The organism is Streptomyces sp. NPDC002676 (genome assembly GCF_053592455.1).
The window spans coordinates 30,398-52,209 of the sequence record NZ_JBSFVT010000002.1 but is presented as its reverse complement, the minus strand read 5'-3'; the positions used below and the strand labels follow the sequence as shown (position 1 = coordinate 52,209).

General features: G+C 70.3%; 18 protein-coding genes and 3 pseudogenes. 10 read left to right on the top strand and 11 right to left on the bottom strand.

What is annotated here, in order from left to right; all coding sequences use genetic code 11:
* Positions 1–69: 69 nt before the first annotated feature.
* Together ACWD3E_RS07295 and ACWD3E_RS07290 are read left to right on the top strand one after the other, a co-directional pair.
* Positions 70–1,224: a histidine kinase gene (locus tag ACWD3E_RS07295; protein ID WP_451386566.1), complete on the top strand. Its 1,155-nt coding sequence runs from the start codon at positions 70–72 to the stop codon at positions 1,222–1,224.
* The gene (locus tag ACWD3E_RS07290) at positions 1,212–1,856 is read left to right on the top strand and encodes a LuxR C-terminal-related transcriptional regulator (RefSeq protein ID WP_451386565.1); all 645 of its coding nucleotides are present in this window, start codon (positions 1,212–1,214) and stop codon (positions 1,854–1,856) included. Before ACWD3E_RS07295 ends, ACWD3E_RS07290 begins: the two co-directional genes overlap by 13 nt.
* 1,107 nt (positions 1,857–2,963) lie before the next feature.
* Here ACWD3E_RS07290 and ACWD3E_RS07285 read toward each other — a convergent pair.
* Positions 2,964–4,124 (bottom strand): glutathione-independent formaldehyde dehydrogenase, encoded by a 1,161-nt coding sequence (locus ACWD3E_RS07285; RefSeq protein WP_451386564.1) that lies wholly within the window; start codon positions 4,122–4,124, stop codon positions 2,964–2,966.
* 180 nt (positions 4,125–4,304) lie between these two features.
* On the opposite strand from ACWD3E_RS07285, the gene ACWD3E_RS07280 reads away from it, so the two are divergent.
* The 7 genes and pseudogenes from ACWD3E_RS07280 to ACWD3E_RS07250 all read left to right on the top strand — a co-directional run bounded on the left by ACWD3E_RS07280 (position 4,305) and on the right by ACWD3E_RS07250 (position 10,867).
* Complete coding sequence (locus ACWD3E_RS07280) at positions 4,305–5,840, top strand: FAD-dependent oxidoreductase (RefSeq protein ID WP_451386563.1); 1,536 nt, start codon at positions 4,305–4,307, stop codon at positions 5,838–5,840.
* A gap of 5 nt (positions 5,841–5,845) precedes the next feature.
* Complete coding sequence (locus tag ACWD3E_RS07275; protein ID WP_451386562.1) at positions 5,846–6,514, top strand: HAD family hydrolase; 669 nt, start codon at positions 5,846–5,848, stop codon at positions 6,512–6,514.
* A gap of 217 nt (positions 6,515–6,731) precedes the next feature.
* Entirely contained in the window at positions 6,732–7,097 is a 366-nt protein-coding gene (locus tag ACWD3E_RS07270; protein ID WP_451386561.1) for a hypothetical protein, read from the top strand.
* A gap of 803 nt (positions 7,098–7,900) precedes the next feature.
* Positions 7,901–8,982: pseudogene (locus tag ACWD3E_RS07265) on the top strand (molybdopterin-dependent oxidoreductase); the annotation flags it as partial.
* 25 nt (positions 8,983–9,007) lie between these two features.
* Positions 9,008–9,333: pseudogene (locus ACWD3E_RS07260) on the top strand (plasmid stabilization protein).
* A gap of 234 nt (positions 9,334–9,567) precedes the next feature.
* Positions 9,568–10,125: a hemerythrin domain-containing protein gene (locus ACWD3E_RS07255; protein ID WP_451386560.1), complete on the top strand. Its 558-nt coding sequence runs from the start codon at positions 9,568–9,570 to the stop codon at positions 10,123–10,125.
* Between the two features lie 229 nt (positions 10,126–10,354).
* On the top strand, positions 10,355–10,867 hold the full coding sequence (locus ACWD3E_RS07250) for a hypothetical protein (RefSeq protein WP_451386559.1): 513 nt from the start codon (positions 10,355–10,357) through the stop codon (positions 10,865–10,867).
* A 102-nt stretch (positions 10,868–10,969) separates the two neighbouring features.
* Here the strand turns inward: ACWD3E_RS07250 and ACWD3E_RS07245 are convergent, their stop codons facing one another.
* The 4 genes from ACWD3E_RS07245 to ACWD3E_RS07230 form a co-directional block, all read right to left on the bottom strand.
* Positions 10,970–11,188 carry a DUF5133 domain-containing protein gene (locus ACWD3E_RS07245; RefSeq protein WP_451386558.1) on the bottom strand — a complete coding sequence of 73 codons (219 nt, stop codon included), beginning with the start codon at positions 11,186–11,188 and terminating at the stop codon, positions 10,970–10,972.
* A gap of 840 nt (positions 11,189–12,028) precedes the next feature.
* Positions 12,029–12,712, bottom strand: a complete 684-nt coding sequence (locus ACWD3E_RS07240; protein ID WP_451386557.1) for a DUF6766 family protein — start codon at positions 12,710–12,712, stop codon at positions 12,029–12,031.
* Between the two features lie 87 nt (positions 12,713–12,799).
* Entirely contained in the window at positions 12,800–13,180 is a 381-nt protein-coding gene (locus ACWD3E_RS07235; RefSeq protein WP_451386556.1) for a hypothetical protein, read from the bottom strand.
* Positions 13,181–13,558: 378 nt separating this feature from the next.
* On the bottom strand, positions 13,559–14,527 hold the full coding sequence (locus ACWD3E_RS07230; RefSeq protein WP_451386555.1) for an NADP-dependent oxidoreductase: 969 nt from the start codon (positions 14,525–14,527) through the stop codon (positions 13,559–13,561).
* Between the two features lie 129 nt (positions 14,528–14,656).
* On the opposite strand from ACWD3E_RS07230, the gene ACWD3E_RS07225 reads away from it, so the two are divergent.
* Positions 14,657–15,637 (top strand): GlxA family transcriptional regulator, encoded by a 981-nt coding sequence (locus ACWD3E_RS07225; RefSeq protein ID WP_451386554.1) that lies wholly within the window; start codon positions 14,657–14,659, stop codon positions 15,635–15,637.
* A 155-nt stretch (positions 15,638–15,792) separates the two neighbouring features.
* On the opposite strand, the gene ACWD3E_RS07220 is transcribed toward ACWD3E_RS07225, so the two are convergent.
* From ACWD3E_RS07220 to ACWD3E_RS07195, 6 genes and pseudogenes are all read right to left on the bottom strand, one after another.
* Entirely contained in the window at positions 15,793–16,842 is a 1,050-nt protein-coding gene (locus tag ACWD3E_RS07220) for a flavin monoamine oxidase family protein (protein ID WP_451386553.1), read from the bottom strand.
* Positions 16,843–17,064: 222 nt separating this feature from the next.
* Positions 17,065–17,331 carry a hypothetical protein gene (locus ACWD3E_RS07215; RefSeq protein WP_451387105.1) on the bottom strand — a complete coding sequence of 89 codons (267 nt, stop codon included), beginning with the start codon at positions 17,329–17,331 and terminating at the stop codon, positions 17,065–17,067.
* A 210-nt stretch (positions 17,332–17,541) separates the two neighbouring features.
* Positions 17,542–17,799 (bottom strand): annotated as a pseudogene (locus tag ACWD3E_RS07210) (alcohol dehydrogenase catalytic domain-containing protein); the annotation flags it as partial.
* A gap of 138 nt (positions 17,800–17,937) precedes the next feature.
* Complete coding sequence (locus tag ACWD3E_RS07205) at positions 17,938–18,267, bottom strand: SDR family NAD(P)-dependent oxidoreductase (protein WP_451387104.1); 330 nt, start codon at positions 18,265–18,267, stop codon at positions 17,938–17,940.
* 89 nt (positions 18,268–18,356) lie between these two features.
* Positions 18,357–20,846, bottom strand: coding sequence for an FtsX-like permease family protein (locus ACWD3E_RS07200; RefSeq protein ID WP_451386552.1), 2,490 nt, complete (start codon positions 20,844–20,846; stop codon positions 18,357–18,359).
* Positions 20,840–21,562 (bottom strand): ABC transporter ATP-binding protein, encoded by a 723-nt coding sequence (locus ACWD3E_RS07195; protein WP_451386551.1) that lies wholly within the window; start codon positions 21,560–21,562, stop codon positions 20,840–20,842. The genes ACWD3E_RS07200 and ACWD3E_RS07195 overlap by 7 nt, the downstream gene beginning before the upstream one ends.
* Positions 21,563–21,812 lie beyond the last annotated feature (250 nt).

The following is a 21,812-nucleotide window of genomic DNA, read 5'->3' as shown; positions in this document are numbered from 1 at the left end:
TCACTGGTGAGAAAAAGGGGTAGTGGGCTGTAGTGCCAGGCTCGGTCGCCATGGCTCAGACTTGTGCGAATGAACCATCATGGGGCCAGTCGGCTTTCGGCGATGTGGCGCGGTCTGGGTTATCTGCTGGGAAGCCTGTTCACCGCTGCGGTCGCCCTGTTCGCGCTGCCCGTACTCATCGTCCCGACGATGGCTCGCGCCTATGCGTCCTGGCATCGTCGCCGCGCCGACCGGCTGCTGCTTTCTCCGCGTTCCGGTCCCGTCCGTGTCGGTAGGTGGCGTGTTCTCGGGTGGCTGTGCACATGCATCGTGACCAGTCTGGCGTTCGGGCTCGTCGTGGTGCTGTGCGCAGGTAACGCGGTGGCCACGGCCATCACGGTGCCCTTGTGGTGGGCGTTGCCCGCCGGTACCCGCGCGGGCGGCTTCGCCGCCGGTGTTCCACTGTCCGGGTGGGGCACGGCGTTGACCTTGGGGACCGCACAAATCATCGTCTTCGCGGCCCTGACCTACTGGCTGGTTCCACTGCTGGCGCGCCTACACGCCCGGATCTGTGTTGCGTTGCTGTCCCCCTCGACCGCCGAGAGGTTGGCGCAGCGTGTGGAGACGCTGACCGAGACGCGGGCCGATGCCATGAACGCGCACGGCGCGGAACTCCGCCGGATCGAACGTGACCTGCACGACGGCACCCAGGCCCGGCTGGTGGCCATCGCGGTGCGGCTGGGCGTGGCCCGTGAGTTGCTGAGCGAGGACCCCCAGACGGTGGCCAGACTTTTGGAGGAAGCGCATGAGAGTACCGAGGAGGCCATGGGGGAGCTTCGTGCGGTGATCCGGACGATCTACCCGCCGATCCTCGCCGATCGCGGCCTCGCCGGGGCGCTGGCCGCCCTGGGGACCCGATCGGCGATCGACACCACCCTCGATATCAACGACCTCGGCACGATCCCCGCCGCGGTCGAAGCCGTGGCCTACTTCACGATCTCCGAGGCACTCACCAACGCTGCCAAGCACAGCCAGGCCACCCGGACCACCGTCCGCGTCGCACGCGACGGTGACCGGCTGTCGATCGAGGTCACCGACGACGGAGTCGGCGGCGCCGACGAGACGCTGGGTACCGGCATCGCCGGAATCCGCCACCGTGTCCTGGCGCTCGACGGCACCGTCCACATCCACAGCCCCAGCGGCGGCCCGACCACGATCACTGTGAGGTTGGCGTGCGGGTCGTGATCGCCGAGGACAACGTCCTGCTGTCCAATGGGCTTGAACTCTTGCTGACCGCCAAGGGCTTTCACGTCGCCGCGATCACCCAGGACGCCCCCGGCTTCGTCGCCGCCGTCACCGAACACCGACCGGACGTCACCATCGTCGACGTACGGTTGCCGCCAACCTTCCGCGACGAGGGCATCCACGCCGCCATCCACGCCCGCCGCCAACACCCCGGCCTGCCCGTGCTCGTCCTCTCCCAATACGTCGAGCAGCAGTACGCCGGCGAGCTGATCTCCGATGGACGCGGCGGCGTCGGCTACCTTCTCAAGGACCGGGTGAGCCGGGTGAGCGAGTTCATCGACGCGCTGCGGCGGGTCGCCGCCGGCGGTACCGTCATGGACCCCGAGGTGATCGGGCAGCTCCTCACCCGCCACGCCCACGACCCGATTGCCGCCCTCACGCGACGCGAACGCGAAGTTCTCGCCCTGATGGCCGAAGGAAAGGACAACGCCACGATCGCGGCCCGGCTCGTCATCACCGAGAACGCCGTCCACAAGCACATCGGCAACATCTTCGCCAAGCTCGGCCTCTCGCCGGCCGACAGCGGCCACCGCCGCGTCCTCGCAGTACTCACCTATCTCAGCCGCCATTAACTAAGCTTGTTGGGTGTGAGTCATCAGGGATAGCCGCCTTCCTCAGTCGCGGACGGTGCGGGAGGCGGCGTGCCGTTCCCGGGGATCTCCGCGATGCCGCAGCTCCGGGTACCCGCCCCTGAAAGGCGCAATGGCACCCTCTCTGGGGTCCATCACCAGGATTCGGTTCGGCCGGACCCCGCCCGTGGCGGGGAATCGGCCGTGGCATGTGGCATATGGACGGGCGAAACCGATCTGCTTCACCGTGGTGATCCGGGCGCCCATGTTGCGCTCCACGCGCTCGTAGCGGCGGCACGGTATCCACTGGCGCCGTGGTCGCTGACGTTCACGATGACCGGGAGCGGATCGAAGTCGTGGGCGAGGGCGGGCCCGCAGAAGTACCGCGCGTCGTTGACGTGGAACCCACCGATCGCCTCGATAGCCGCGCGGGTGCGGGCGGCCTCGGCGCAGCTGGTCCGAGACCTTGAAACACCCCTCCGTAGTTCTCGAAATCACTGGGTTTCCCGGCCTTTTGTGTGCTGAATGCGTTCTGCGCAGCACTTGGTCTGCCGCCTTCAAGGGAACGACTCGGCGGTGTTCCGGGACGGCCGCCTCCAGCGCGTCGGCACGGTCGCCGGCGCGAGCAGCAGCCCGCCGATCTGCCCGAGGAAGGAGACCACCGTGAAGTGCGCCCGGGGGACGGCGGCCCGCCGGCGAAGTCGACGACGCCGTAACAGACCGCTGAGGCCAGGGACAGGAGAGCACCCATCCATCCGTAGTGCCCGGGCAGGCGGACGGTCGATGGGTTTCACCATGACGAAGCGCCCGCATCGGACGCCCTCGCCCGCTATCACGAGGCCGACGAGCTGGGACTCTCCCCGTCGGACGGGGCCCGTCCGGCCCCTGCCACGGTGGACATCCTCACCGCGCGTCCCAACCGGCCCGGCCCCTCTTCGGGGCACAGGACCACCAGGCGCCGGTCCCGGCGGGCGCCGCCGCCTGACGGTGCGCGCTGATGCCGAGTGCCCGCGCCCGGCTGCGGGTCCGCCGACGCGGTGGGCGCCGACCGGGACGAGGGCGGGGGAATCCCCCTCAGGAGTCCCTGAGGAGCCGTCCGACCCGTCTGTCTCAGCCGTGGCGGTCGGGGTGCAGGACCACCTTGGTCCAGCCCTCGTCCCGGTTGTCGAAGTGCTCGTAAGCCGACGGCGCCTCGTCGAGGCTCAGCTCGTGCGAGACGACGAAGCTCGGCTCGGCCCTGCCTCCGGCGATCAGGTCGCGCAGGGCTCGGTTGTACCTCTTCACCGGGGCCTGGCCGGTGCCCATGCGCTGGCCCTTGAACCACATCAGGCCGTAGTCGAACGGAATCCTGCCCTGGGCCTCCTGCTCGCCCTGGGCCTCGGCGCCGCCCGGGTCCTCGGGCAGGAACACGCCGACCACGCCGAGGGAGCCGGTGAATCGGACGCTGTCGATCAGCCCGTTCAGGGTGAGGGCGGCGTCCTCCTGTCCGCTCGGGTCGTGGGCCTGGTAGCCGACGCACTCGCAGCCGTTGTCGGCGCCGAGCCCGAGCGTGGCCTCCTTCACGACCTGGGCCGGGTCCTCGCTGGTCGTGTCGATCGCGATGGCCCCGATCTCCTCGGCCTTGCGCAGCCGGTCCTGCTGGTGGTCGGCGACCCACACCCGGCCGGCGCCCCTGAGGATCGCCGAGTAGGCGGCCATGAGCCCGACCGGTCCGGCGCCGTAGACGATGGTCTGGTCGCCAGGCCCGACACCGGCCATCTCGGTGGCGTGATAGCCCGTGGGGAAGATGTCGGCGAGCATCACGTAGTCCTTCTGCCGTTCGACGGCGTCCTCGCCCAGACGCAGGGCGTTGAAGTCGCCGTACGGGACGCGCAGGTACTCGGCCTGGCCGCCCTGGTACGGCCCCATCTCGGCGAACCCGTAAGCGGCTCCGGCGAGCGCGGGTTCCGGCTGCATGGTCAGGCAGTAGTTGGTCAATCCCCGCTCACACTGCTTGCAGAAGCCGCAGGCGACGTTGAAGGGGAGGACGACATAGTCGCCGACCTTCACCTTGCTGACGGCGGAGCCGACCTCCACGACCTCGCCGAGGTTCTCGTGCCCCATGCTGCGGCCCGCCTCGAAGGACGTCCGCCCCTCGTACATGTGCAGGTCCGAGCCGCAGATGTTGGTGGTGGTGATCCTGACCAGGATGTCGCAAGGGTGCTCGATCTTCGCGTCCGGCACGTCCTTGACGGTCACGGTACGCGGTCCTTCGTAAACGGCGGCCTTCACGATCGCTCCTTTCACGCCGCCCCAATCCGCGGACCGGAAGGCAGCTGAGTGGGCTGTTGCCGGTCAGTGCCGGGTCCCCGCGCACGATTCCGGCGAAACGGAAGAAAGGGGTGGGAGGTGCCGGGCCGACCCCGAACACGCCGGTGCGTGTCACCTCGACAGGACGGGAACTCGGTGGCCATGAACACCGAGCAAGGACTTCGGGGGTCGTACTGGATGGAGACCGCCCCGGGCGGCGATCCCGCTCCCCCGCCGTCCGGGGAGCTCACCGTCGAGGTCGCGGTGATCGGTGGAGGTATCGCGGGGCTCAGCACCGCCTGGGAGCTGGCCCGGCGCGGCCACGAAGTGGCCGTACTGGAGGCGGACCGGATCGCCGCCGGAGTCACCGGCCACACGACGGCCAAACTGACCGCGCTGCACACCCTGATCTACGACCACCTGCGCCGCACCCGCGGCCGCGAGGGCGCGCGGCTGTACGCCGACTCGCAGTCCGCGGCGATCCGTCGTGCCGCCGAGATCGTCGACGACCTGGGTATCGAGTGTGAGTGGGAGGAGGCGGCGGCCTGCACCTACGCTGAAGGTGCCGGGCACGTCGCCCAGCTTCGGGCGGAAGCCGAGGCGGCGCGCGAGGCGGGCCTGCCGACGGAGTTCGTCACCGGGACGGACCTGCCCTACCCGGTGGCCGGGGCGGTACGGGTGACCGGCCAGGCACAGTTCCATCCGGTGAAGTACCTGCGCGCCCTCACCGAAGAACTGCGCCGGCGCGGCGGCGCTGTGTACGAAGGGACACGCGTCACCGGTCTCACCCAAGGCGAACCCTGCGTCCTGCGGACCGACGTCGGCGTCGTGGTGCGGGCGCGCGAGGTCGTGGTCGCCACGCACTACCCGGTCTTCGACCGTGCCCTGCTCTTCACTCGCCTCTCCCCGCGGCGTGAGCTTGTCGTCGCGGGCACCCTCGACGCGGACCAGGCGCCGCGCGACATGTACATCACGCCCGAACAGAACACCCGCTCCGTGCGCAGCGCCCCCTACACGGACGACGAACGACTGCTGCTCGTCACCGGAGAACACTTCACCCCCGGCGCCCCCGGCACCGCCGACGTCGAGGAACGCTTCGACCGGTTGACCGCCTGGGCCACCGACCGCTTTCCCGGCCTGACCCCCACCCACCGCTGGGCCACCCAGGACAACGACTCCACCGACTCCGTACCCCTCGTCGGACCGTTCCACCCCGGCAGTCACCACACCTACGTGGCCACCGGATTCGGCGGCTGGGGCCTGAGCGGCGGCATCATGGCCGGCCTGCTGATCGCCGACCTCGTCGAGGGCCGAGAGGTCGAATGGGCGGGCCTGTACGACCCACGCCGACTGGCCTCCGTCGTCCGCGAAGGCGCGTCCTTCCTCAAGCACCAGGCCCACGTGGCCAAGCACTTCGTCGGGGACCGGCTGCCGCCCGTCACCGCACCCGCCCCCGAGGACCTCGCCCCCGGAGACGGAGCGGTCCTGCGCGTGGGCGGGCACCAGTGCGCCGTCCACCGGGACGACAGCGGTCGGCTCCACGCCGTCTCGGCCCGCTGCACCCACCTTGGTTGCCTCGTCGCCTTCAACCACGCGGAGCAGGCATGGGAGTGTCCGTGCCACGGCTCCCGCTTCGCCTCCGACGGTCGCATCCTCCAGGGTCCCGCAGTGCGGCCGCTGGAGAAACGAGAGGTCTGAGTGGCATGGAACGGGCAGCCCTGTTCGACGTGGACGGTACCCTCGTCGACACCAATCATCTGCACGTGGTCACCTGGTGGGAGGCGTTCCGCCAGGCCGGGCACCGGGTGCCGACACACGCCATCCACCGTGCGGTCGGGCTCGGTTCCGAGGACCTCGTCGCCCATCTGCTCGGCGCGGGCGAAGAATCAGCCCTGGCCCCCGGCGAGGCGGAGGACCTGAGCACCGCGCACAAGATCCTCTACGCCCAGTACTTCGAGCGGCTGACCGCGCTGCCGGACGCGGGCCGTCTGCTGCGGCGGCTGGCCGACGACGCCTGGACGGTCGTCCTCGCCACCTCGGCGAGCGACGACGAACTCTCCGCGCTGCGGCGGGCGATCGACGCGGACGACGCCATCAAGGCGACAGCGAGCGCCGACGACGTCTCCGAGGGCAAACCGGCTCCCGAGCCCGTCGAACGGGCGCTGGAACTGGCCGGCGTACCGGCGGAGCGTGCCGTCTTCGTCGGCGACACGGTGTGGGACATGCGGGCGGGCACCCGTGCGGGCGTGCGGTGCGTGGCGCTGCTGTGTGGCGGCATTCCCCGCGCGGAGCTGGAGGAGGCCGGCGCCGACGCCGTGTTCGCCGACCCGGCCCAGCTGCTCACCGAGCTGGCGCGCAGTCCGTTCGCCTGACGCCGTTGTCCCGTCCACTGCGCAGGGGCACCCGTGTGGCGCCGCCGGTTCATTGCCGGCCCACCACGCCCCTTGCGTCGCGTTCGGAGTAGAACTACACCGGAAGCGGGGCGCCCGGGTTACGGCGGTGGACGTCTCCTGGAGGCGCTCGCCTCGGCCTGGTGCAACGCCCTGCTGAACGGGCAGGCGGTGCGGGTACGACACAGTGACGTCCGCCATGACAGGCCGTCACTTCGATCTCGTCATCGTCAATCCGCCGTATGTGCCCGCCCTCGGCCGCAGCCCTGTGCCCGGGCCGCGCCCCGCGCCAGGGACCGGCACGGACGGCCGCCTGCTCATCGACCGCATCTGCGCGGCGGCCCCGGTGGTCCTGCGCCCGGGGCGGCTGCTGATGGTGCGCTCGTACCTGAGCGGCGTCGAGAAGACGCTGGCCGGTCTCCGGGCGGCCGGACTGCGCACGGAGGTCGTCGACCGGGCCCGGTCGCCTGCACCAGGCTCTGCGTCGGATGGACGCAGGCCCGGCCGCCGTGTCCGGGAGGTCCTCCACCTGCTCAGGCCCACACAGTCATGCCCCCCGTCATAGGGGCAGTGTGAGAGCGCGGGTGAGAGGTCGAGCCCCACCGAAGCACCCGTGGGGGCTCGGCGTTTCACGGCTCCCTCTAACGGCGTTGCAATTTGATGACTCAGACGAGGCGCCGAAAGGGGTGGAGAGGTTCCGCGCCCTGGTGACCGCAGCCTCGGCCAAGCGCGTTGAGGGGGCCAATTCGCCGTTGGTGAGGAAGATTAGGGGTACGAGACGCCCTCAAGGTGGAGCCGGCGTCCACCAGGCTCATTCTCATGTGCCCCGTATACCCAGAGTGGCCGGCGTGATGCGGCTCGTGCGCAGCGCTGTCGGCCGCCCCGCCGGGCTTCCAGCAGCCGGGCGGCGGCCAGCCGGTCCTCCAGATGGCCGACCCAGTGGCCGCGGGCGGGAACGGGGGCCTTTTCATCCCGTCTCACCGGAATCGCACACAGGGACCCGGCACAGACCGGCAACAACCGGGACGAGGGCTGGACCACGGTGGTCCTGCACCCTGGCGGCCGGCACTGAGCCGACGACATCGGGTGGGTCGGACGACTGCTTCTGGGAACTCGTCGGCGTGACTGAACCACGAACGACGTGTCCGAGGATGTCGAACCCCCAGCAGTCCGAGCCGCGGCGCAGTCGAAGACCGCCGGTAGAGCCTCGACCCGTGACCGCACGTCTGCGTCCCCGCCAGGCGGGCAGCGCTCGCACAGCGGCGCGGGGGGACCGGCCAAGGCGAAGAAGCGCGACATTGACGGCCGTCCTCGATGACCAAGAAGCAAAGCGGCAGGACGCCCTCGGGCGCTGAAAGGATGAGGCCGGTGGAGTCCGAGGTGGACCGGATCGCGCGGCCCTGGGGCGAGCGCACCCCCTACGACCGTGGTGGAGACTGGCCGGTGCGGGTCGACTCGTATCTCGAACCCGGTGTCACGGCCGACGCGGTCGAGCGATGGGTTCTGACGGCTTCGCTGCTTCATTCCAACGGGGACGCGATGGATGTCGCGGTCGCCGACGGCCGGATCGTCGGGGTGCGCGGACGGCCCGGTGATCGGGTGAATCGTGGTCGACTCGGGCCGAAGGATCTGTTCGGCTGGCAGGCCAACCATGCCAGGGACCGGCTGACCACTCCGCTGGTCCGGGACGGCGGGCGTCTGGTTCCCTGCGGCTGGGACACCGCCATGGACCGGATCGCCGCCCGGACCCGGGAACTGCTGGATGAGAGCGGTCCCGGTTCGATCGGCTTCTACACCACCGGCCAGCTGTTGCTGGAGGACTACTACACGCTGTCGGTGATCACTCGCGCGGGGATCGGCACCAACCACCTCGACGGCAACACCCGCCTGTGCACCGCCACCGCGGCCGAGGCGCTCAAGGAGACCTTCGGCTGCGATGGCCAGCCCGCTTCCTACACGGACATCGACCACGCCGACGTCATTGCCCTGTTTCGGGCGCAACATGGCCGAGACAGTCCGTGCTGTGGATGCGTGTTCTGGACCGCCTGGAGGGCCCCGATCCGCCCCGTCTCGTGTGTGTCGACCCGCGCCCCACCCTGGTGACCCGCCGCGCGGCCGTCCATCTGGCGCCCCGCGCCGGCACCAACGTGGCCCTTCTCAACTCTCTGCTGCACGAGATCATCCGGACCGGCCGGATAGACCGCGACTTCGTCGAGGCGCACACCGTGGGCTTCGAGGAACTCGTCGAGCACGTCGCCGACACGACCCCGGCCTGGGCCGCCCGCATCTGCGACGTACCGGCCCGGAAGATCGGCGAGGCAGCGGAGATCCTCGGTGGTGCCGAGCGGCTGTTGTCCACCGTGCTCCAGGGCGTCTACCAGTCCCACCAGGCCACCGCCGCCGCCTGCCAGGTCAACAACCTCCAGCTGATCCGCGGCATGCTCGGCCGCCATGTGCAGGAAAGGCAGAGAAGCCATGCCGGCCGGATCGAGTTCCAAGCGAGAGCGGCAGTACGAACACATCAAGGAGAGCGCTCAGGACCGTGGCGAGTCGACCAAGCGGGCCAAGGAGATCGCCGCGCGGACGGTGAACAAGGAGCGGGCGAGGTCGGGCGAGTCGAAGTCCGCCAGCAAGTCCTCCACCGTGATCCGAAGTCGGCGTTCCAGCGTGGTGGGCAGCGTTCGCACAGCGGCTCGGAGGGGCCCACGAAGGACCAGCTGTACGAGGAGGCGAAGAAGCGCAACATCCACGGCCGCTCGCAGATGACCAAGCGGCAGCTGGAGAACGCGCTCGGCCGCTGATAGGGGGTGAGCCGGGCTTTGCCGGCCGAGCGAGGCACGTGGCGCTTTCCCGTAGCAGGGCGTCGTCGAGGACCTGCGGGAGAGCGTCGCGCTGCAGCCTCTGAGTGATGCCTCTGCGTCCGACTGGACGGACCACGCGCAAAGCCGCGCACACCGTCAGTCCTGGGCGGGAATCACTGTCTGCTGGGCGGGACGGACCCAGCCTTGACACGACCAGCGAGAGGCGGACAGGCGATGGGGCATGGCGGAAATGTGATCGAGGAGCTGATGGCCGACCATCGGGAGGTCGAGGAGATGTTCGGCCGGATGGAGGCGATGACCAGGGGGCAGGAACTGCGTGATCTCGTGGATGAGGTCACCATCGAGCTGGTCCGTCACTCGGTCGCCGAGGAGGAGTACCTGTACCCGGCGGTGCGCGAGCACGTCGAGGGTGGTGACCGGCTCGCGGACAAGGAGATCGCGGACCACGGCCGGGTCGAGAAGCTCCTCAAGCAGCTGGAGAAGACGGACGCCGGCGATCCTCAGATGATGCTGCTGTTGCAGCAGCTCATGGACGAGGTGACCGCCCATGTCCAGGACGAGGAGAACAACCTCTTCCCGATGCTGCGCCAGGCGTGTTCTTCCGAGGCGCTCGATGAGCTTGGGGACAAGGTCCGCCGGGCCAAGGCCATGGCGCCGACCCGTCCGCACCCCTCCGCTCCTCAGACCCCGCCCGCGAACAAGCTCCTCGCCCCGGGGGCCGGCCTGGTGGACCGGGCCCGCGACTTCGTCACCGGCCGCGGCAGGTCCTGAACCCCCGAGGGTAACGCGCGGCGAAACGAGCCAGCTCCGGGGCTGGACCGCTCATGTTTGGTCCAGCCCCGGCCCGCTACACGCGCACCCTGTGATGCAGACCATTCCGTCATCCAGATCGGTTGCCTACGCTGTAGGGCCACGAGCGGGGCAGAGCAGCTCCGCGAAAATCGCTCGCAGAACCGATCAGCCGGACACAGGCGAGCACGCTCCCAAGGGACCGACCGCCGTGCCCAACGATCTGACATCTGTCATAGCGGCCTCCGCTCGCTGGCTCCTGTCCGCCTACCCCGCGCCCGCGGGCGCGCTAAGCCGGGCGCTGGCCGAGGCCCAGGCACGGCAGGCCGCCGCACTCGCCGCCGCCCTGCGTTACCCCACCACCCTCGACGTACAGCTGCTTCACCTGCTCGCACCCAGTGGATCTCACCGCCTGGACTGGCTCGCCGGAGGCGATCCGCACCCAGACGACACCGCCTGGCGGACGTGGGTCGACGAGACCGTCGTCAGCTGGGCAGCCTGCCTCCTGGCCGATACCGCCCTGGCCACGCGTGCCCATCAAGCCCTCAAGGAAACCGAGCATCATGGCGAGGCTGGTTGCCTGCAGCGGCTGACCGACCCCGGCGACCGGGATTCCGAAGCCGCCGTCCTGCTCCGCCATCCTGACCTGCTCGAAACCGTCGCCGGCCTGCACCGGCCCCAGCTCATGGATCTGCTCAGTGTCGACGGCGCCGAACTGCCGTGATCCCTTCGACGTGGGAAGAAGCGGAATCTGAGGACCCTCTCAGCCGGAGCCGCCCGGCGTAGGTTTCCGAGCACCTCGGATTGGACCGTCAGTCCTTAACGCTCAGCCGCGGACGGGTTCCGCTCCACTCCTGGCCCCGGCCATCTGCTGACGCGCGACAGACAACGCCGCGTCCAGTTGGCGGGTGCCGGTGATGACACACAGGGTGTAGGTCGCGTCCTCAAGCCGACGAGCGTCCTCGGTGCTGGCGCCGACGGCCACGTGCCACCTGAGCGTTTCACATCGTTCGACCAGCTCCCGCAAGAGCGAAGGGTCCGCCATGATCATGGCCGCCTCGATTCCGATGCATTCCCTGGGAACCACGCCTCACCCATACGGTGGCAGCCGCAGACAGCAGCCGCATCCCCGCCATGCGGTGGCGGGCCTGCTGCGGCGGCACACGGCCGGTTCAGGGGCCATCCCACGGGCCGCCACCACCGCCGCGATGGCCACCAGCGTGCTGCCCGACCTCGCCCGATGACAGGCTGGGGCGACCGGGCAGCACATCAGCGGCGGCCCCGGCCAGGGCGCGGTGGTTGAGGGCCGCCCAAAGCCCCGCCGTCCCGTCGAAGCAGGGCCGTACGACCGCTCGCCCACGGCCACACTGGCTGAAGCCGGAGCCCTGAACGACGAAGGTGATGAAGCGGCGGGCGGGCCAGCCCCGACGTGACGTGCTGGTTCAGTCGGCAAGGCGGCTTCGCAGCAGCTCTTTGCCCGTTCCGGCGCCCTTGCGGCTGTCGGCCTGAGCCTTGCGGAAGAATCCTTGGTCGTCGATCGTGACGCGAGGCGGTGGGCCCTTGGACACAAGTGGTCGAGCCGGGCCTCCAGGATCCGCACGATCGCCCTGCGATCGACGTGCTCGCCAGCATCCAGAGAGCCAACCGCTGCTCCGGGCTCCCAATCGGCGAGCGGTGGCGAGCGGCGACCGGCAGCTCACCGTCTTGTCGTGTCACTGTCCTCACCCCCGCCACGGCACGGGAGGCAGAGTCCGAGTTCCCGGTCGCCCCGGATCAGCCCGGGCAGCACCCGCGCCCTGGTGTACCTGATCAGCGGTTTTGCTGGCGCCCTTCGCCTCACCCGACCTGGCCCATGGCTACTGACGTGGCCGGGTGGGCGGGGTCGTCAGCCTTCGACTCCGGTGGAGGTGTGTGCGGCACCCACGGGCTTGGACTCGGGGGATCCGCGTTGGCGCAGGTAGACCGAGAGGATGGCCATCGAGGCAACGGCCAGGAGTTCTGACTGCCAGTTCTGCAGGGTGCGGTTCCAGAAGTCGGCGGAGCCCAGGTACTGCGGCCAGGAGACGGGTGCTTGGAGCTGGCGCAGGTGTTGCTCGTTGTAGGCGGCCGTACCGGTGATGGACTGGGCCAGCCATGACCACGCGAAGATGGCGCACATGACGAGGCCCAGGGAGCGGGAGTACAGCGTTTGCCGCCATCCCCTGTCGGCTGCCCAGCGGGGTGAGGTCGGGCCGGCGTGGTCGCCGACCTTCTGTTCGCGGTCGCTTTCCACGCCGGCCTTGTCCAGTTTCTTGGACTCGGGCGAGCCGCGCTGGAGGAGCCAGACGGTGCCGAAGATGTAGAGGAAGAACTGGAGGTACTCCGACTGCCAGTTCTCGGTGACGTCCACGGCGAAGTCGGAGGTCGCGAGGTAGGGGAGGAAGCCGATCGGCTGCAGACCGTCGGTGACGAGCTGGTTGTTGAAGTCGGCGTGGCCGGAGACGGCTTGGCCGGCGAGGGTGAGCAGGAAGCCGATGCCGAAGGCCAGGGTCAGGCCGTTGTGCTTCACGAACCGGGTCAGGCGGCTCATCGGTGCATCAGCCCCACGGCGGTGAAATAGCTGAGACCGGCGCCGACTGTCAGCAGCAGAAGTGTGAAAAGGGTCCGCATCCTTCACTCACCCCCCTTTGATCTTGCACTGGTACGGCTGCTGCGGGCGCGGCATGCAGCCTGCCGCGGTGACCTTCCAGCCGGCGGGGAAGACCGACAGGAACAGGGTGTCGGTGCTGAGGACCACCTGTGCTTGCCGTCCGTACACCTGCACCTCGCGCACCGAGCCCCCGTAGGACAGCTGCTCTTCGAGTAGGGCCTGGGCACACGGGGCCTTGGCGGACTGCTCGAGTTCCTGCCGGGTTTCCGGGGCCAGAGCCGCGCAGGCGCGTGTCCCGTTGGCGCGCTGGATGTTCTCCTCGAAACGCAGGGCTGCTCGGGACGCGGCCGCTTCCCGTTCGCCGAGGGTGCTGCAGGCGGCCAGGCAGACAGCGCAGGCGACCGCCAACAGGCCCGTGCTCCTCCAGCGCAAAGGGAAGCCTCCACTTGTGACGTCAGGGCTGTCTGACCATGCTGATGCGCTGATGCGGTCGTGGGACGGCAGCCGCGCCGTGCGCCAGGAGGACGTAGAACCATCGGGCTACCGGATCGCAGTCACGGGCTCACTCGGCCGGGAGTGGGCCGGTGCCCGGCGCGGTAGCAGACCGCTCTGACGGTGGGCGCCCAGGTGGGCAGTTCAGCCAGGCGCTGTTCGTCCGGTTGCAGACGACTCGCCCGCCGCCGCACGTCGGTCTCACACATGCACGAGCACCGCCATGACTCCTGGCAACCTGGGCCGGTCAAGCCCGCCTTGGCGGGATCTGTCCGATGGAAGCAGCGGGGTGGGTCAGGGGGCGACGGCGAGGACGATCTTGCCGGTGGTGCGGCCGGTCTCACCCAATGTGTGGGCCCGCGCCGCTTCTTCGAGGGGGAAGATCTCGTCGACGACAACACGCAGGCGTCCGTCCTCGACCAGGGAAGCGATCTCGCGCAACCCCGCATGGCCGGGCTCGACAAGCATGAACACCGCCCGCACTCCGGCCGCTTCGGCCTCCTTGGCGGGGAAGGTGTCGTCCAGCGGCAGGATCGAGACCAGCGTGCCGCCCGGCCGCAGTGTTCGAAGGGACCGGGCCCAGTTGGGGCCGCCGAGGGAATCCAAGGCGACATCGACGTCGCGGAGGCTCTCGGCATAGTCCTGAGTGCGGTAGTCGATCAGCTCGTCGGCGCCGAGCGAGCGCAGCAGTTCGTGCTTGGAGGCGGTGGCCGTGCCGATGACGTACGCGCCGCGGGCCTTGGCGATCTGCACGGCCAGATGACCGACTCCTCCGGCGGCCGCGTGGATCAGGACGCGCTGGCCGGGCAGCACGTTCGCGGTGTCCACCAGGGCCTGCCAGGCGGTCAGCGAGGCCAGCGGCAGGGCGGCGGCCTGGATGTGGGTCAGGCCCTGGGGACGCGGGGCGAAGTGTCGGGCCGGGGCCGCGACATACTCGGCATAGGCACCGGCCGGATGCGGGAAGCGCGGCATCCCGAACACCTCGTCGCCGGCCTGGAACAGTGTCACCCCGTCGCCGACCGCCTCGACCACCCCAGCGACGTCGAAGCCGAGCGTGAACGGCGGCATGGCGCCGTTGGCGAACACCCCCCGCTCACGAGTCTTCCAGTCAGCCGGGTTCACGCCCGCCGCGTGCACTCGGACCAGGATCTCGCCCCGGGCTGGGACCGGCCGTTGCGTATCGACGATCTTGAGGACGTCCGGTGCCCCGGCGATGTTCTGGGAGATGGCGCGCATTGTCGTGGAAGTAGTGGCCTGGTCCATATGACGTGCTCTTTTCAGGCAGTGGGTTTCATGAGGCGTGTGCCGGTTCTCCCGGGCACGCCTTCAGACTCCCGCGGTCGACAGCCTCCCAGTAGTGGCCTGATGGTCGCGGAATGAAAGGATCAGGCCATGCACCACGTCGGCGTTCTGGCCCTGGATGGCGTCGTCCCCTTCGAGCTCGGCATCCCCGCGCGGATCTTCGGCGCCGCCCGCGACGCCACGGGCAACCGGCTCTACTCCGTGACCACATGCAGCTTGGACGGCCGCCCCGTCCGAACCGAAGCCGACTACCAGCTGACCGTCTCCCACGATGCCTCCCTGCTGGCCACCGTCGCCACCGTCGTCATCCCGCCCACTCACGCGCTGGGCCCCATCCGCGAGGAGGGCCGCCTGCCCGGCACTCTGCGCGAGGCCCTGGCTGCTATCCGGCCCGGGACCCGGCTCGTGGCGATCTGTACCGGCACGTATGTGCTGGCCGCTGCCGGACTGCTCGACGGCCGCCCCGCCACCACGCACTGGCGCGAGGCCGACCGCCTGCAGCGCATGTTCACCTCCGCGCGTATCGACCCCGGCGTCCTCTTCATCGACGACGGTGAAATCCTCACCTCCGCCGGGGTAGCCGCCGGTATCGACCTGTGCCTGCACATCGTCCGCCGCGACCACGGCAGCGACATCGCCAATGAGGTCGCCCGCTCCTGCGTCGTACCGCCCTGGCGCGACGGCGGCCAGGCCCAGTACATCCAGAGCCCCGTCCCTGACCCCTCTGCCCGCGGCACCGCCGCCACACAGGTCTGGGTCATGGAGCGTCTCGCTGAACCCATCACGCTGGCTGACATGGCCGCCCACGCCAACGTCAGTGTGCGTACCTTCACCCGCCGCTTTCGCGACGAGGTCGGCACCAGCCCCGGCCAGTGGCTCATCCGCCAGCGCGTCGACCTGGCCCGGCACCTGCTGGAGACCACTGATTGGCCCATCGACCTGATCGCCAACCGCGCCGGATTCGGCACCGGTGTCTCCCTGCGCCATCACCTTCATGGCGCCATCGGAGTCACACCGCAGGCATACCGCCGCACCTTCCGCCCCACACCCGCTGGCGGTTCAGCGCAGTAGCCGCGAGCAACTCGCCGAACGGCCTGCCTCGGGCACGTTTCCGGCGTAATGCAGTGGTGCCCTCTTTGGAGACCTGGTGGAGTGCGTGCAGGCTGCAGTCGATGCGGTGCATGCGGTCGCCCTTCTCAGGTGTGGGCGTGTGGGGTTTCAGCCGGTCAGGATCGCGTGCGTTGCTCGCCCGGCCGCGGCGAGGGCGCCTTCCACGTGTCCAGCGAAGTCCGGCGCCGTCTCGGTGAAGCCCAGTGCAGGCGTCCGTCCAGGGCGGGCTGCTGGTAGAGGTCATGGCCGAACAGCTGGTAGGTGGTCAGGCGGTGTACATCCTCGGGGGAGGTCCATTCCTTCTGGCCCCAGTCCTGAACGAGCAGCGAGGACGGTGCGCCGGCCTCTGGGCCGTACATGGCTGCGAGTTGCGCGCGGACCTTGTCCTCGAAGCCGGGAGGGCCGGCGAGCCGGGTCGGGGCGAAGCCGAACAGCACGGTGGGTGTGCCGTCGGGCCCGGAGATGTCGTGCACTTCCTGCAGCGGGCCGACGCGGCTCACGCCCGCGCCCGCGAGCCCCGCCTCGTGCCAGAAGGGGCGCGGGTAGCGGGCGAGGACCTTGACGACGGCACCCATCCACACGGGGGTGAAGCGGGCCAACTCGGCCAGATCCGTTGGGAGTTGGCCGTCGAAGTCGATCCGGGCGACGGCCAGCGCCGGGGGTACGGAGAGCACCACGTGGTCGGCGCGCAGGACCGAGTCCGCGGTGTGCACCTCAAGGCCCCGCCCGTCGGCGGCGCGGCGGATCGCGGTCGCCGGGGTGTTCAGGTGCAGCGCCCGGTCGGGGAGGCGGGCTGCCATGCCGTGGGTGAGGCAGGCCATGCCGTTCACGAAGCGGCGGGACGGACCTTCGACCAGGTTGCCCGAGTAGCGCTGAACTCCTTCGGCGGTCTGCAGCATCGTGTCGCCTTCGAGGCGGTGGGCGAAGGACTCGACGCCGAGCTCCTTCGAGAGCTGTGCGAACAGCCGCTCGTTGTCCCAGAACCAGCTTGCCCCCAGGTCCATCGAGCCGCCTTCGGCGGAGATGCTCAGCACGCGGCCGCCTACCCGGTCGCGGGCCTCGAGGACCACGGTCTCGTGTCCTGCGGCGGTCAGCGCTGTGGCGGCGGCGAGACCACTGATCCCGGCGCCGACCACGACGACGTCGCGGGTTTCCTGCCGAGACATCGTCCGTCCCTTTCTCTCTGTGTACGTCATGCGCAAAGACGCCGGTGGTGAGTACCGTTCGGAATCGGGCGCGTCCTTCGCGCACCGTGTCGACGGCCTGCTGCACCTTCTCCAGCGGGACGGTCTGCACCCAGGGGCGGACGCCGCTCGCGACGGCGAAGCGCATGGCCTGCTCGGTGTCGGCGGGACTGCCGGTCAGGTGGCCGGTGATGCTCTGGGCGTTCATGACGAGTTGGCCCAGCGGCAGCTGGAGCGGGGCGCCGTCGATGCCGATAAGGATGAGCCGGCCGTGCGCGGCGAGGCCGTCGACCAGCTCCGCCAGGGCTGCGCTGCTGGCAGCGGTGGAGAGGATGAGCCGGGCGCTGCCCATCCGCGCAGTGCCTCGCCTGGTGCCTGCTGCGTGGAGTCGATGTAGCGGTGCGCCCCCAGCTTGCGGGCGATGTCCCGCTTCGCCTCGCCCCGCGCGATCGCCACGGTCTCAAAGCCCATGGCCGCCGCGAACTGCACGGCCAGGTGCCCGAGCCCGCCGATACCCAGGACGGCGACCCGGTCGCCGGGCTCGGCGCCCGAGTGGCGCAGCGCGTTGAACGTCGTCACCCCCGCGCATTCGAAGGGCGCGGCCTCGGCGAAGGGCAGTGGCTCGGGGAGCCGTACGAGCGCTGTGGCCGGCACGGTGATCGTGGTGGACCAGCCGCCCGGGTAGGACAGGCCGGGGATCTGCCGCTGGGGGCAGCGGACGACGTCCCCGCAGCGGCAGGCCGTGCAGTGCCCGCAGCTGCCCCCGAACCAGCCGACGGCCACCCGCTCACCGACAGCTCAGCCCTCCACGCCCGCCCCCAACTCGGCGATCCGGCCCGCCACTTCATGTCCCGGCGTGATCGGGAATCCGCCGCCGGGACGGGCGGCACGGACAGTGCCGAGGTCCGCACCACAGATCCCGGCCGCCGCCACATCCACCCGTACCGCCCCCCTCCCGGGCTGTCGTGCGTCCACCGCGACGACCCGCACCGGCGCCTTGGCCTCGGCCACCTGCGCGGCCAGGTGGCTGTGAGCGGCGGCTCCTCCAGAAGGGGTGTACAAGCAGTACGCTCCAGGTCAGTTGCGGTCGGCCATGACGCCGCCGTCGACGTCCCAGATGGCCCCGGTGACCCAGTCGGCCTTGTCGGACAGCAGGAAGGCGACCGTGTCGGCGATGTCCTCCGGGGTGCCGGTGCGGCCCAGCGGATGGAAGCCGTTGAAGCCGTCGAGCGCCGAGTCCATCTCCGCCTTCGGGATGAACTCCTCGTAGATCGGCGTCCGCACGACCGCGGGGGCGACGGCGTTGACGCGGATGCCGTGCGCGGCGGGCTCGAGGGCCGGGTTCTTGGTCAGCGCGTGCAGGCAGCCCTTGGCCACGGAGTACGCCGACGACGGGGTCGCGGCGATCGCCTGGTGCGCCTACTCCAAAACCTGCCCCCAGGGCAGCCCTCCCTGGGACTCGGGACGTGAGGGCCGGAGTTGTTCCTTGCCGTGTGCTATTCGCGGATGCCCGCGGCCTCGATCGCCCGGCGGCGGGTCGCACGCCAGGCCGCGCCGGACGCGGTTGCGACGGCGACGAGGGCGCAGATCGCGACGGTCCCCCAGATCTGGGTCCACGGGATCACTGTCGGCGCTCCGGTCACGAGCTTGCTCAGCGAGGCGTGCTGGGTCACCGCGGCGAGCGCGGTTGCCACGGCGGCGAGCACGGCGCCCACGATCACTGCCACGGCCGACTCGGCCGCGCAGACCCTCACGATCTGCCCGCGCACGGTACCGGCGAGCCCGAGCAGGGCGAACTCCCGCCGCCGTCCGGCCATCGCCATGATCAGCGTGTTGGCGACCGCGATCAGCGCGTAGGCCAGCGCGGTCCCCAGGATCACCACCGCCGCGTTGTTCGTCTGTCGCGCGGCGTGCGAACGCTCCGCCCCGAGGTAGGCGTCGTACGTCATGATGTGCGCCCCCGAGCCGGCCAGTGCCCGGTTCACCGCGGCCGTCTGCGCGGTGTCGAGTTTCCTGCCGGTGCCGGTGCCGGTGCCGGTGCCGGTGCCGGTGCCGGTCGCGGAGTCGAGGTAGACCTGACTCGTCGTCAGTGCGCCGGTCAGCGCGGAGGATATATAGGTGTCGTCGCCGTGCAGGCCGCGGGCGACGACGGCCGCGATGACCGTCGGGACCCGGCGGCCGGTCGGCAGCAGGGCGACCACGTGGTCCCCCACCGAGAGGTCGTCGGACTCGGCCGCGTGCTGGTCGATGACCAGGAAGTTCTCGGGCAGCGAGGCGAGGGATCCGGAGAGCACGGGCGGCTTGACCGTGTCGCCCAGCGCCTTCGCGGGCACCGCGTTCGTCGTCAGCGAGTCGATCTGTTCACCTCTGGCGGTGCCGATCCGGACGTTCATCATGGCGACCGGGGTGACGCGGACGCCGGGCACGGCCTCCAGGCGGGCGAGTGTCGTGGCGCCGATCCCCAGGCTCCCGCCGGGCAGGGCCACGGCCGCCGCGTGGATCTCCTGCCGCTGCCGGGCGAGCACCGCGGCGTCACCGGATTTCTGCATGGTCAGCAGCGTGCCGACCAAGCCGACGGCCACCACGATCGGCGCCACGGTGGCGGCCGTGCGGCGCCGGGAGGTGAGGATGTTCTCGCGCACCAGCAGCGGGCCGGCCTTGGCGGAGCCGCGCAGCGGACCGATCAGCAGCCTGGTGACCGGACGCAACAGGATCGGGGACAGCAGAGTGACCGCGCCGACGTAGAGAACCGGCACCGCCTCGTACTTGCGTACGGTGGCCGCGAGGTACGGCGTGGTCCGGGAGATCCCGATCCCCACGATGACCGCCGCGGCCAGCATCCCGATCCCCAGCAGCCAGCGGACCGGCCCCATCCCGCGGCGCTCCACCGCGCTCTCGCGCAGTACCTCGACCGGCCGGATGAGGGACACGCGCAGCAGGGTCGCGGCCGAGCCGGCCAGTGCCGCGAACACGCCGATGACGAAGGAGATCAGCAACGGCACGACATGGAACGGGATGGTGAACCACGACGGGGCGACGTCGTGGTCGAGCATCCAGGAGCGCAGCGGTACGGTCCCGAGCGGCGCGAGCACGCATCCGGTGATCGCAGCGGCCAGGCCGATCAGCAGGGCCTCGCCGAGCACCATGCGCCGCACCTGCCCGGGCGCGGCGCCGACCAGCCGCAGCAGCGCCAGTTCGCGGCGGCGCTGCTCGGTGGCGAAGGCGAAGGTCGCGATGACGACGAAGACCGCGACGCACACGGCCAGTCCGGTCGTACTGCCCGCCATGGCCTGGGCGTTGGCCAGTTCCGCGGACCCGCCGGTGTCATCGGGATCGATCCGGGTCAGGTCGTCGCCGGTGAGGACCACGGCGCGGGCGCCCACGAGCGAGGACAGCCTGCTCTGGTCCTGGCTGGTCACGAGGGCGTTGACACCGGGGGACAGGCGCGCCGCCTCCGCGTCGCTGAAGAAGACCGCGTTCTCGAACCACAGTGCGCCGGTGAAGCCCACCACCTGGTAGCGGCGGACGCCGTCGCCCGTGGACACCTCGGTCTGCCGGCCGATCAGCGCCGTGGAGCCGCCGCTCACGACGATCTCGTCCGCCGCGCGCGGTGCGTGCCCGGCCACCAGGCGGTAGCCCGCGTAGGCGGCCGAGGACCAGGGGTGGCCAGTGGTGTCCGAGGAGCGGGTGGCGAGATGGACGGGGAAGCTGCGGTCGGGCGTGGCATGCCCCGCCGCGGTCACCTTCGCGATCACATCCGCCGGGAGGACGGCGGGCGCGTTCATCGGGTCTCCGTCGAAGCCCAGCGGCGCGACCACGGCCGAGGCGTCCTTGAACCGTTGCGGACCCGGGTGCGGCGTGCCGAAGGTGGCCGCGAGGGTCAGCGTCATCATGCCGATCATGGTCGTACCGAGCGCGAGAGCGACGAAGGCGCCCACGAACCCCATCAGACGGTGGCGCAGGGTGGCTGCGGCGATCTTCAGCACGGCTGCGTCCCGATCCCGCCGGGCTCCAGCGCGGCCATCCGCAGGGCAACGGACTCCGCCGTCGGCTCGGCCAGTTCACCTGACACCTGACCGTCGGCGAGGAAGACCACGCGCTGCGCGTACGAGGCGGCCACCGGGTCGTGCGTCACCATGACCACCGTCTGCCCGTGCTCCTCCACGACACCGCGCAGCAGCGCCAGGACATCGCGCGCACTGCGTGAGTCCAGCGCGCCGGTCGGCTCGTCCGCGAAGATCACCTTCGGCCGGGTCACCAGGGCACGTGCGATGGCGACCCGCTGCTGCTGGCCGCCGGAGAGTTCGGCGGGCCGGTGCCCGCCACGCTCACCGAGGCCGACCTCGGCAAGCCCCCGGTCGATCACGGCCGCGTCGATCTCGCGCCCGGACAGCCGCAGCGGCAGCTCCACGTTCTGCCGTGCGGTCAGCGCCGGGATGAGGTTGAAGGACTGGAAGATGAAGCCCATCTGGTCGCGGCGCAGCTCGGTCAGGGCGCGCTCGGAGAGCTTGTGCAGCAGTACGCCGTCGAGGAGGACCTGGCCCGAGTCGACCCGGTCGAGACCCGCCGCGCACTGCAGCAGCGTCGACTTGCCCGAGCCCGACGGGCCCATGATGGCGGTGAAGGTGCCGGTGAGGAAGGACAGACTGACCCTGGCCAGAGCAGTGATGCGATTGTCGCTACTGCCGTACGTCTTTTGCACGCCGGACAGACGGATGACCTCGCGATTGCTCGCCGCACCGAGGGAGGCCAGGCTCGAAGCCGGGACCTGCCCGGGAGAAGCTGACGTAGCTGAACTCTTGTTCCGGAACACTCTTTCGCCTTCCCCCGGGGGCTCGGTCCGGGGCGATCGGGCCCCACTGCACCGACGCTAGAGCCGTATGCGATTCAGGCACCTCCGGGCTGCCCCTGATATCGCCCCTGAGGAATCCCTGACCGGACAGGGCAGCGGC